At 70.1% G+C, this 11,898-nt stretch carries 9 protein-coding genes; 1 reads left to right on the forward strand and 8 read right to left on the reverse strand.

Annotated features, from left to right (window positions below; translation table 11 throughout):
* Positions 1-26: 26 nt before the first annotated feature.
* From FSY98_RS06465 to FSY98_RS06495, 7 genes are all read right to left on the reverse strand, one after another.
* A complete protein-coding gene (locus tag FSY98_RS06465; RefSeq protein ID WP_144875037.1) occupies positions 27-1,661 on the reverse strand; it encodes a fucose isomerase in 1,635 nt (544 codons plus the stop codon).
* Between the two features lie 85 nt (positions 1,662-1,746).
* Entirely contained in the window at positions 1,747-3,237 is a 1,491-nt protein-coding gene (locus FSY98_RS06470) for an FGGY-family carbohydrate kinase (protein WP_144875039.1), read from the reverse strand.
* Between the two features lie 155 nt (positions 3,238-3,392).
* On the reverse strand, positions 3,393-4,379 hold the full coding sequence (locus FSY98_RS06475) for a LacI family DNA-binding transcriptional regulator (protein WP_144875041.1): 987 nt from the start codon (positions 4,377-4,379) through the stop codon (positions 3,393-3,395).
* A gap of 150 nt (positions 4,380-4,529) precedes the next feature.
* The gene (locus FSY98_RS06480) at positions 4,530-5,558 is read right to left on the reverse strand and encodes an ABC transporter permease (protein ID WP_222119117.1); all 1,029 of its coding nucleotides are present in this window, start codon (positions 5,556-5,558) and stop codon (positions 4,530-4,532) included.
* Entirely contained in the window at positions 5,555-7,096 is a 1,542-nt protein-coding gene (locus tag FSY98_RS06485; protein ID WP_144875043.1) for a sugar ABC transporter ATP-binding protein, read from the reverse strand. The genes FSY98_RS06480 and FSY98_RS06485 overlap by 4 nt, the downstream gene beginning before the upstream one ends.
* On the reverse strand, positions 7,096-8,088 hold the full coding sequence (locus tag FSY98_RS06490) for a sugar ABC transporter substrate-binding protein (protein ID WP_144875045.1): 993 nt from the start codon (positions 8,086-8,088) through the stop codon (positions 7,096-7,098). Before FSY98_RS06490 ends, FSY98_RS06485 begins: the two co-directional genes overlap by 1 nt.
* Positions 8,089-8,132: 44 nt before the next feature.
* Complete coding sequence (locus FSY98_RS06495; RefSeq protein ID WP_144875047.1) at positions 8,133-8,990, reverse strand: N-acyl homoserine lactonase family protein; 858 nt, start codon at positions 8,988-8,990, stop codon at positions 8,133-8,135.
* 199 nt (positions 8,991-9,189) lie between these two features.
* On the opposite strand from FSY98_RS06495, the gene FSY98_RS06500 reads away from it, so the two are divergent.
* Complete coding sequence (locus FSY98_RS06500) at positions 9,190-10,380, forward strand: Fic family protein (RefSeq protein WP_144875049.1); 1,191 nt, start codon at positions 9,190-9,192, stop codon at positions 10,378-10,380.
* A 101-nt stretch (positions 10,381-10,481) separates the two neighbouring features.
* Here the strand turns inward: FSY98_RS06500 and FSY98_RS06505 are convergent, their stop codons facing one another.
* Complete coding sequence (locus tag FSY98_RS06505; protein ID WP_144875051.1) at positions 10,482-11,846, reverse strand: ABC transporter substrate-binding protein; 1,365 nt, start codon at positions 11,844-11,846, stop codon at positions 10,482-10,484.
* Between the last annotated feature and the right edge of the window lie 52 nt (positions 11,847-11,898).

Consider the following 11,898-nt stretch of genomic DNA (forward strand, 5'->3'; position numbering starts at 1 on the left):
CCTGCGTCAGATCGGTCGCGATCCGCTCAGATGTTCACGTCTCCGACGAGGTTGACCTTGATGCCCATGCCGGCGAACATCGCGGCCTTCGCGATCAGCGCCTTGTCGGCCGTCTCGGCATCGGGGGCGTAGACCGTCTGCGCGTGGTTCGCCTTGTGGCGTGCCATGAACTGGTCGCGCGAGATGCCGTGCAGCACGACGTGCGCGATCGGCCACTCCGGATTCGTGTCGTTCTTGCGGCGCTGGGTCTCCTCCTCGGGCAGCTCGACGACCGAGGCGCGGAAGATGTCGGCCTGCAGGATGCCGTCGGCGATGAACACCCGCGACAGCACGATCTCGCCCGGCTTGGAGACGCCGTTGATCGTGGCTCCGCCCGCCGGGAAGAAGACATGGCCCTGGCGCCAGCCCTCGGCGTTCTGCCAGCCGCCCAGGTGCGAAGCCGGCACCGATCCGGAGATCTCGTAGACCCACACGAACTCTCCGTCGAAGTCCTCGCCCCAGCGCACGTCGTGCAGCGTGTTGTCGGGCACGAGCCCCATCGCGCGCCACACGCGGTCCGTCACGAGCGCGTCGACCGCGACGCCCTCGTCGGCCTCGTTGAAGTGCGGGAACGCGCGGCCCTCGTGCAGCACCCGCGAGCCGTCGCGCGAGGTCACGGGCGGACGCTCGGTCGAGTTCAGAATGCCCTCGGCGAGGTCGGATGCCGGCACCAGATCCTTCAGGCCCTGCTGGTACTGGATGCCGACCGCGTCGAGTCCGAAGTCGTCGGCGATCCGCAGCGCGGCGATGTACATCTTCAGCTGCCACTGCACCTGATCGCGGGTGAGCTCGGTCGCGGCGTCCTCGCCGTAGATGAAGGTCATGCCGTGGTCGACGAGCCAGTCGTACGCGGCGTCGGCCTCGGAGTCCGCGACGTTCAGCATCTCGGCGTACAGGGCCGACTGCGACAGGCGCTCCTTGTAGATGCCGGTCTTGTTCAGCAGCTCGTCGTCGAAGATCGCGTTGTACATGCCCATGCAGCCCTCGTCGAAGACGCCGATGATGGCCTTCTCCGCGAGGAGCTCGGCGGCGAGCGCCTCGCCCAGCTGCTTCTCCGGGCTGTCCGGCAGCTCGGGCAGCGCGCGCACGTGCGAGGCGTCGTGCGTGATGGAGCCGGTCTCGGTCCATTCGCGGATGCCGTCGCGGAACCAGTCGTCGGTGAAGTCGACCGACCAGATCGACGAGTACGGCTTTTCCATCTTCGTCAGGCCCGCGTTGAGCCCGAGCAGGCCCACGAGACCAGGCCAGTCGCCCGCGAAGTTCGCGACGGTGAGGATCGGCCCCTCGTGGGTGCGGAGCCCGGCGAGCACATGGTGGGAGTACTGCCAGACGGCCTCGGCGACGATCAGCGGCGCGTCGACCGGGATGTTCTTGAACACCTCGAGCCCCATGCGCTGACTCGAGATGAAGCCGTGGCCGGTCTCGGGGTCGATCTCGTTGGCGCGGACCACGGTCCAGCCGAGGTCTTCGAAGACGCCGGTGACGCCGGCTTCGAGCTCGACCTGCACGGGCCAGCCGCCGGTGTTGGCCGCCTCGCGCAGATCGCCCGAGGCGATCAGGTACGCGGTCTTCGGTGCGGATGCCGGGCGGGATGCCGGTGCCGGCAGGGTGTAGGTGGTCATGGTGCCTCTCCGGTGATGCGGGTGGTGCTCGTGCTGGTGGTGGTGCGGACGCGGGTGCGGACGCCTGCTGCCGTGGTGCTGCGGGTCAGGCCGAAGCCGTCCGCTGCCCTGCGGCGAGCTCGTGCACCACGTCGGCGGTGTCGCGGTACAGGCGGGTGTAGCGATCGAAGAGCTCGTCGTAGGTCTCGCGCAGCTCGTCGGCGGGGTGGATGGTCTCGGTCACGGGGTTCCACGCGGTGATCTCGGGCGCTGCCCCGTCGGCCGTCGCGAGCGCGGCGAGGAAGGCGGCGCCGTAGCTCGCGCCGATCGTCGTGGCAGGCACCTCCTGCACGAGACCCGTGACGTCGGAGACGACCTGCAGCCACAGACGGCCCTGCGTTCCGCCCCCGACCGCGACGATGCGCCGGATGTCGGCGCCGGCCGCGCGCATGGTCTCGACGTTGTGCCGTACGCCCAGGGCGGTGGCCTCGAGGGCGGCGCGGTAGAGGTCGCCGCGGGTGTGGGCGAGCGTGAGCCCGGCGATGACGCCGCGGGCGTCGGGGTCCTGAATGGGGGTGCGCTCCCCCGCGAAGTAGGGGAGCATCAGCAGCCCGCGGGCCCCGGGGCCCGACGCGGTCGCCTCGGCGAGCAGCTGGGGGTAATCGGCGCCGGTGAGGTCTTTCAGCCAGGCGGTGAGCGCCCCCGAGGTCGAGAGCCCGCCCGCCAGGTTCCTCGTGCCGGCGAAGGCGCCGGCCGTGGTCCACATCGAGGGCGTGCGCAGCGTCTCGGCACCCGTCGCGACGAGGAACATCGTCGTGCCGTACATGAGCATGAGGTCGCCGATCTCGTGCGCTCCCACGCTCACCGCCTCGGTCCACGCGTCGATCGTGCCGGCGATCACGGGAGTGCCCTCGGGGATGCCGGTGGCCTCCGCCGCCGCGGCGGTGACGGAGCCCGCGACATCGCCGGCCCAGAGCAGCGGCGGCTGCGCGATCGACGACGCGTAGCGCTGCCACCAGTCGTCGTGCCACGCCTCGCGCTCGATGTCGTAGAGGGGCGACACCTGGCTGGCCGACTGGTGGTCGAGCACGTAGGCGCCGGTGAGGCGGCGGGCGAGCCAGGAGGCCGGCATGTACACGCGCCGGGCACGCTCCCAGGCGTCGGGCTCCTCTTCGGCGACCCAGACGAGCTTGGGGCCGCCGGCCTGCGAGGTGAGCGTCGAGCCGCCGATGCGGGTGACCTCCGATTCGCCCAGTTCCTGCGTCATGCGCTCGATCTGGGCCGTGGCGCGGGTGTCGACGCCGTAGAGGATCGCCGGGCGGACGGGGCGATCGTCCTCGTCCGCGAGGAGGATGCAGGGGCCCATTCCGCTCACACCGACGCCGACGACCTCGGCGTCGGGAGCCGCGGCCAAAAGCTCGCTGGCGATCGCGACGAACTCGTCCCACCAGACGTCGCCGTCCATCTCGACCCACCCCGTGCGGGGGCGGGAGACGTCGTGCGAGAGGGTCGCCGTGGCGACGATCGCGCCGACGGCATCCACCAGCACGCCCTTGCTGCTGGATGTGCCGATGTCCACCCCGAGGGTGCAGCGCATGGTGTCCTCCTCGAAACCCGGGCCGATGGTCCTGACCGGTCGCCACTTTACGCGAAATCGATTTCACGACGCAAGGAAGGTCGGCGATTCCGGCGCCGAGGACGTCGATCTCGCGCCGCGACTCCGCCCGTCGCCGCAGCCCGTGCAGCGGCGGGTCAGGCGCGCGCGGTTCTGGCCGGCTGGATCTCGTTGCGCAGGGTGACGGTGCGGGCGGGGCGCGTGTCGCCGCCGATGCGCTCGAGAAGCATGCGCGCCGCCGTGACGCCCATGTGCCGTGCGGGCAGACGCACCACCGTCACCGCGCTCGGCGAGAGCGTCGTGAACGGCAGTGAGCCGATCACCGCGACGCCGACGCGCGGAGGAGTGAGGTCGCGCTCCGTCAGCACCTGGATCGCGCCGACGCCGATGAGGTTGTTGCCCGCGACCACGGCGTCCGGCGGCTCCGACAGGGCGAGTAGCTGCTGCATCGCCTCGCGGCCGCCCTCGACGCGGAACGATGCGAAGCGCGCGAGCGCGTCGACGTCGAGGTCGGGCTGCGCGGCGGTCATAGCCGCCCGCCACCCCGCGGCGCGCTCGGCGGCGGTGTCGATGTGCTCCGGGCCGCCGATGTACGCGATGCGGCGGTATCCGGCATCCCACAGCCCCTGCGCCGCCGACCTTCCCGCATCCCTGTTGTCCATGACGACACCGTCGATGTCGTAAGCCGTGCTGCGGTCGACCGCGACCACGGGGCGCCCGGTCGCCAGGATCGGGTCGAGGTCGGAGCTCTCGTCCGCTGTGGCGATGATGACGCCCGACATGTGCTCGGCGACGGCGATGCGCAGGTACGCGGCTTCCTTCTCGACCTGGGAGTCGGAGTTGCACAGAACGACCGAGTAGCCGGCGTCGGACGCGGCATCCTCGACTCCACGTGCCATCTCGGTGAAGTAGGGATTCTCGATGTCGGGGATGACGAGCGCTATGACCTCGGAGCTCTGCGTGCGCAGCGACCGAGCCGTGCGGTTGGGCGTGAAGCGCAGCTTCTCCGCCGCATCCCGCACCGCAGCGACCTTGTCGTCCGACACCCTCGTGCCGTTGAAGACGCGCGACACCGTGGCCGGCGACACCCCGGCGAGCGCAGCGACGTCATAGATCGTGGCCATACACCCTCGCTGCTTCTCCACCCGACGTGAAGCAACAGTATCTCGCACGCGTCGGCGTCCGTCGGGGCTCCCGCCCTCCGGGCTGTCGGGACGACGACGCACGGATGCCGCGGGGCGCCCCCGCGGCATCCGTCCGTCTCCGTGGCCTGGCTATCTTCGCGCGTATCTTCGGGCGATGGTCGACAGCGCGACCGCCAGCACGAGGATGCCGCCCTTGAAGATGTACTGCCAGAACGTGGGCGTGCCCATGAGGGCGAGACCGTTGAACCCGACGCTCACCACGAGCACGCCGATCAGCGTGCCGAGGATGTGGAACTCCCCGTCGCGCAGCGTCGCCGAGCCGAGGAACACGGCGGCGAACGAGTCCATCAGGTACCCGTCGGCGGCACTGACCGTGCCGCTGCCGAGGATGGACGCGAGCAGCACGCCGGTCAGCGCGGCGCAGACACCGGCGATCACGAAGGCGGTGATCTTCGCCCGGTCGACGCGGATGCCGGCGAGGCGGGCGGCCTTCGGATTGGCGCCCACCGCCTGGATCCGCTGTCCCGTCGCCGTTCGGTTCAGGACCACCCACAGCACGGCCACGACGAGGAGCATGAACCAGATCGGGTTCTGGATGCCGAGGAAGCGCGTCAGCGTGATCAGGGTGAAGTCCCGCGGCAGCTGGGTGATGGGCGACCCTGCGGTGTAGCCGAACGCCAGGCCGGTGAGGATCGTGCCCACGCCGAGGGTCGCGACCACCGCGTTCACCCTCGCTTTGGTCACGAGCAGCCCGTTCGCCGCGCCGATCCCCCCGCCGAGGAGCATCGTCACGACGACGGCGACGACGATCGGGAATCCCTGGTTGGCGATGAACCCCGTCACCAGCACGCCCGCGAGGCTGGCCGCGTATCCGACGCTGAGATCGAATTCGCCGACCACGAGCACCATCGTCAGGCCGCACGCGATGATCGCGGTGAGCGCCGACTGGTTCACGATGCTCAGCAGGTTGTTCGGGGTGAAGAACGCCCCGTTCGGCACGGCGAACGCGAAGAAGGCGAGCATGATCGCCATCGCGATCAGGGTGCCGTACTTCGACACGACGAGCAGCGTGGCGTTGCCGACGCGCCCCCGCGGCCGCAGGGCGTCCGCGCTCGACGCGGCGACCCGCGTGCTCGGCTTCGTGGGGGTCGACATCATTCCTCTTCCTTTCCGTCATGACGCTCGAAACTGAGCGCCAGGATGCGGTCTTCCGTGATCTCTCGCCCGCGGAGGGATCCGGTGAGGCGGCCCTCCGCCATCACGACCACCCGGTCGCACAGGGCCACGAGCTCCTCGTTGTCCGACGAGATCGCCAGCACCGCCGTGCCGGCGTCCGCGAGCTCGCGGATCACCCGGTGCACCTCGGCGCGCGCACCGACGTCGACGCCGCGGGACGGCTCGTCGAGGATGAGCAGCCGGGGCGGGTCGACGAGCCATCGGGCGATCGCGACCTTCTGCTGATTGCCGCCGGAGAGCGATCCGACGGGATCGCCCACATCGCGGGCCTTGACCGTCACGGCGTCGGCGAGCGCGCGCGCCCGACGTCTCCCCTCGCCGAGGCGCAGGAGGGGCAGCAGCCGCGATGCACGGAGCGAGCCGAACGACGCGGCGTTGACGTTGAAGTCGATTGAGCGGTCGAGGAAGAGGCCCTCGCTGCGGCGCTCCTCCGGCACCAGACCGATCCCCGCACGGACGGCGTCGGCGGGCTCGCGGAACTCCACCGCGCGGCCGTCGAGCTCGATCGTGCCGGCGGTGCGCGGGCGCGCGCCGTAGACGACCTGGGCGAGTTCGGTGCGGCCGGCGCCGACGAGCCCGCCGATGCCGACGACCTCGCCGGCGTGCACGGTGAGCGACACCCCGTGCACGCGTCGTCCGTCGTGCACGTCGGCGACGACCAGCACCGGGCCGCCGTGCGGCGCCGGCTCCCGGCCCTCGACGGCGATCTCCATGCTGCGCCCGACGATCGCGCGCACCAGCTCGGACTTCGGCACCTTCTCGGCGACCCGGCGCTCGACGACGGCACCGTCGCGGAAGACCGTGATGTCGTCGCAGAGCGCGCTGACCTCGTCGAGACGGTGCGAGACGAAGATCACCGCCGTGCCCGACGCCGCGAGCTCCCGGATGATCCGGTGCAGACGTCCGGCCTCCTCCGACGACAGCGACGCCGTGGGTTCGTCCATGGCGATCAGTCGCGCGTCGCGCATCAGCGCTCTGCCTATCAGCACCAGCCACTGGTCGGCCGGGCTGAGGTCATCGACGCTCGCGTTCAGCGAGTAGTGCATGCCGAGCCGCTGGGCGACCTCGCGTGCTCGCACACGGGCGGGCCGCCAGTCGATGATGCCGAGCCGCGTGGGCGGCTTCTGCCCCAGCATCATGTTGCGCAGCACACTCCACCCGGGGATGAGACTCATCTCCTGATGGATGAAGGCCATCCCCAGCTCATCGGCGTCACTCGGCGACGAGATCTCGCGCTCTTCGCCGTCGACCACGATCGTTCCCGCGTCGGGATGCTCGATGCCCGCGAGGCACTTGATCATGGTGGACTTGCCGGCGCCGTTGGCGCCGACCAGTCCGTGCACGACCCCGCGACGGATGACGACGTCGACCTCGCGCAGCGCGTGCGCACCGCCGAAGGTCTTGCTGACTCCCCGGACGACGACGAGCGATTCGGAGTCGACGGCGATCGAGACCGACATCAGTCCAGCGCTTCGGGGTGCTCGTCGAGGAACGCGTCGATCGTGTCGGAGGTCACGAGGATGCCCGGCACGTCGACGGTCCGCGGGGTGAAGTCGCCGGAGTCGATCGCGTCGAGGGTCTCCTCGAACATCTTCGCCCCCTCGGCCCGCGCGTCCTCGAACACCGTGGCGGTGAGGTCGCCGTCCTGCACGGCCTTGATCGCCGTGCTCGATCCGTTGATGCCGTACGTGAGCACGTCGGTGCGTCCCTGCTGCTTGATCGACGAGATCGCACCGAGCGTGGGGTCCTCCCAGCATCCCCAGACCGCGAGGTTGCCGCTGCCCTCGGGGTTCGCCGCGAGCCAGGCGTTGGCGTAGCGGGCGCCGTCCTGCAGGAAGCCGGGGATGTTCACCTCGTTCTTCGTGACGACGACGTCGGGGGCCTGCTCCGCCATCATCTCGTCGAAGAGCGCCTCGCGGTCGCGGCAGACCTGACCGGTGCGATACGTGAGCGCGAGCACCTGCCCCTCGCCGTCGAGGGCGTCGATGAGGGCCTGGGTCGCCGGCTCCGCGAACGGTGCGCCGTCGCCGGCGACCACCGCGATGCCGTCACCGGGGCCGCCGCCCCAGGTGGCGACCGGGATGTCGGCCTGCGACGCGGCGTTCAGCCCCGCGCCGAGCGACGAGGCGGGGAAGACGAGGTTGAACACCATCCCCGCGCCCTTGTTCACGAAGTTCTGGATCGCCGTGTTGGCCTGGTCCGCGTTGCCGGCGGCGTCGACGACCTCGACCGTCCAGCCGGCCTCCTCGGCCGCCTGCGTCGCTCCCTCGATGACGCGAGCGTTGTTGGCGTCGGTCGCGCTGATCGTGACGATGCCGAGCAGGGTGCTGTCACCGCCCTGGCCGGCACCGGCGCCTGGCCCCGTGCTCTCCTCCGGCACGCTGCACGCGGACAGTCCGACGATCGCGGTGCACAGGACCGCTGCTGCGAGAACCACTCTGTTCTTCCACATGATGTTCATCTCTCTTCTCGGGTGGGTTTTCGTTCGCGACGCGGTCAGCCGATGCGCGATGCCTCGCCGGGCGCGAGGATCAGCTCGGCGACCGACAGCCGGTCGTCATAGGTGCGGGACGGGTGGCGGCGGAAGGTGTCGTACTCGTGCACGATGACGAGCCGGTCGGTGCGACCGGCTGTGCGCGACATCTCGTCGATGATCTGCAGGCCGCGCCATCCGCTACCGCCGCCGAAGCCGATGTTCACGGGGACACCGGACCCGCCGATCCCCTCCGCGTTCTCATAGGAGTAGAGCGCGTCGCCGGTGATGACCCAGTTGTCGCTGCCCTCCTCCACCACGACGTACTGCCCGCCCATGGTGTGCGTGTCGAGCGCGGTGCGGATGTGCAGTCCCGGGAAGAGGTTCTCCACCGGGCCGTCGAGCAGCCGGAGCCGTCCGCTGTCCGCCATGTCCTCGAGCATCGCGACGTCCTCGGGGTCGAGCGCCCCGATGATCGACGCGTACAGGTGCGCGTTCTCGAGCGCCCATCGGGAGCTCTCGAGCTCGACGCGCTGCAGATAGAAGGTCGCGTTCGGGAAGTACCGGGCTGCGCCGGCGTGGTCGTAGTGCGCGTGCGTGAGGATGACCGTGTCGATCTCCTCCGGCGTCACCCCCACCTTGGCGAGCACGACATCGGGCGCCTGGAAGTCGACGATGTCGTTCTCGTCGTTGTACGCGCGGTTGGAGCCGCGGTTGTCGTGGCCCACGTCGACGAGGATGCGGTGCCCGTCGCCCTCGACGTACACGTAGGAGTACGCGAACTTCCGTGTCGAGCCGTCCCAGGTGCCGTAGAAGATGCACCCGACGGGGTGCTCGAGGCAGTGGGAGTACTCCAGCATCCACATGGAGTAAGACGTCATCGTTCCTTCTTCCCTGCGGACCACGTCGGCCGCTACGCCGACTCTAAGGAGGCGGCGACATGCGGAGCAAAGGCCGCAACGCGCGTTTGCGGTCCGATCGCACGCAAGCGCGAACGTAGAGTCGGAACCCCGGGGAGCCGATGCCAAAGGGGGCTCTTGTTATCGTTTATCGCCGGATCCAGACCACTAGTCTGAACGTATGACAGCGGGCGACGGGGCGTGGGAGGCGATCTCCTATGAGGAGCGCTTCTGGAGCCCCGCCGCGGACGTCCGCGACTCGTTCAGCCCGCACCTCGCGGCCTCCGGTCCCTACCGCGCGTCGGTGCCGCCGTTCATCGCCGATCTACCCGTCGAACTCGACGCCGACACCCGCAGCCGTGCGCACGACGCCACCTCGGAGCTGATCCGACTCGACGCGGAGCTCGGTCGGGGCGACAGCCCCCGAGCCCCGCTGCTGCTGCGCGCCGAGTGCGCCGCGAGCTCGGCGATCGAGCATGTGACCGCACCGGCGCTCGCGATCATGCTCGCCGACATCGACGAATCCCTCGAGCCGCACGCCCTGCAGATCGTCGCGCACGTGAAAGCCGACCAGGCCGCACTGGCCCGCGCCGGGGCACTCGACGAGGATGCGATCGTGCACATCCAGCGCACGCTCATGGCGTCGACGCGGCCCGACCGCCGCGGACGGTGGCGCAGCCAGCAGATCTGGATCGGCGGAGGATCCCGCGGCCCGCAGCGGGCCTCCTTCGTGCCGCCGCACGAGTCGCGCGTCCCCGCGCTCATGGCCGACCTGGTGGCGTTCATGAAGCGCCGCGACCTGCCGCCGCTCCCCCAGATCGCCATCGCGCATGCGCAGTACGAGACCATCCACCCGTTCCTCGAGGTCAACGGCCGCACCGGTCGCGCCGTGCTGCAGGCGATGCTGCGACGCTCCGACATCACCCGCTCGGTGGTGCTGCCCCTCTCGACCGGTCTGCTGCAGGACACCGCCGGCTACTTCAACGCGCTGACCCGCTACCGCGCGGGGCACATCTCCGACGTCGTCGACACGATGTCGCGCGCCGCGCACACGGCCGTGGCCACGTCGCGGGTGCTCCTCGACGACCTCGACTCGATCGAGGAGTCGTGGCAGGCCCAGATCACCGCGCGCCAGGGATCGGCTGCACGACGTCTGCTGGATCTGCTCGCGAGGCAGCCGGCTCTCACCTCGCGTCTCGCGGTGTCGCACCTCGGGGTATCGGCGCCCAACGCGCTGCTCGCCATCGATCGACTCGTCGACGACGGCATCCTCAGCCAGGTCGGCTCGGGCCGCCGCAACCGCACCTGGGTGGCGCACGACGTGCTCCGCGCGCTCGACGCGCTCGCCGAGCGCGCTCGGCGCCAGCGCTGACGGCTTCCGCCAGCGCGGACCGCCGACCCGCCTCGGAGCCCTCTCTCCGAGGCGGGTCGCCCCGCTCACCCCCCTGAAACCGGCATCCCCATCCGGTCCCGTCAGCCCGCCGTCGCGTTCTCGTAGGCGCGCATCGCGGCCTGCTGCGCGTCGGCGAGAGCCTGCTCCGGCTCCTTGTCACCGAGCAGAGCCGCGGTGATCGCGTTGTTGAGCTCGTTCTGGATCTCCTGGCCGGCCGGCGACGACCCGAACGACTGGCCATAGCCGACGACGTCGTAGAAGGTCGAGATGACCTGGTCGAACCCGGCGTTGCCGGTCTCCGTCACGAACTGGTCGCGGATCGCCTCATCCGATGCCGGTGAGCCGGTGAACAGTCCGGTGTTGAGCCCGCCGTCGTCCGTGAGCGTCTGCGCCCTGGCCTCTCCTGCTGCCATCCACGCGTCGTCCGAGGTGAGGTTCACCATCCACGCGCAGGCCGCTGCGGGGTTCTTCGCGCCGACCGGAACGACGAACGCGGTTCCGGACGCGACCGAGAACGGCTCACCGTCCTTGTCGCGGAACGGCACCGCCTCGATGTCGATCTGGTCCGCGTACGGGCCGAGCACGTTCGGGTACCACTGCGCGTTGACCTGCGCACCGACCTGACCCGCGACGTACTGATTGTTGTCGCCGAACGTGTCGAACGAGTCGGTGAAGCTCTTCACGGCGGCGAAACCGCCCTGGGCGTCGGTGATGCGCTTCAGCAGCTCGATGCCCGCGAGGTTGCTCGGATCGTCGAGCGTGGGTGCCCCCTCGTCGTCGTTGAGCTGTCCTCCCATCGCCAGGATCCACAGCCCGCCCTGGCCGGTCGCGACGGGGTCGAACCCGAGACGCGACGGAACCCCGCCCGACTCCTCGTAGATCGCCTCGACGGCGTCGAGCAGCCCGTCGGGATCCGAGGTGTCGAACTGCTCGGGTGCGACGCCCGCCTCGGCGAGCACCGTCTTGTTCACGATGATCGCCGGCGGCTGATAGAACTGCGGCACCGCCCACACCTCGTCGTCGTAGGTCACGTCGTCGACCACGAAGGGGTACCAGTGGTCGCGGGGCTCGACGTCCTGCGCCGCGAAGCACTCGTCGAGCGGCATGATCAGGCCCTGGGCCGCGTAGGTGGTGACGTAGCGTCGATCCATCTGCACGACGTCCGGCACGTCCCCGCTCGCGATGCGCGTGGTGAACTTCTGCGCATCGAAGGCGGTCGCGTCGAGGTCGACCTCGACGTCGCCGAGCTGCTCGGCCGCGTAGTCGACGCGGGACTGCCCCACGTCGTCGGCGTTCTCGAAGCCCCAGGCGTTGAGCGTGCCGGCGGGGTCGGCGTCGAAGTCGGCATCCGCGCCGCCTTCACCCGCCCCTCCCCCGCTGCACCCTGCGAGCACGATGACGGATGCCGCGGCCATCGCGGCGAATCCCTGAGTGCGCTTGCGCATGTCATTCCTTCTTTCGTTGCCGTGTGTGTTCGTCGCCCTCGGTGGAGGGCAC

The organism is Microbacterium sp. 1.5R, from assembly GCF_007667425.1.
GTDB lineage: Bacteria > Actinomycetota > Actinomycetes > Actinomycetales > Microbacteriaceae > Microbacterium.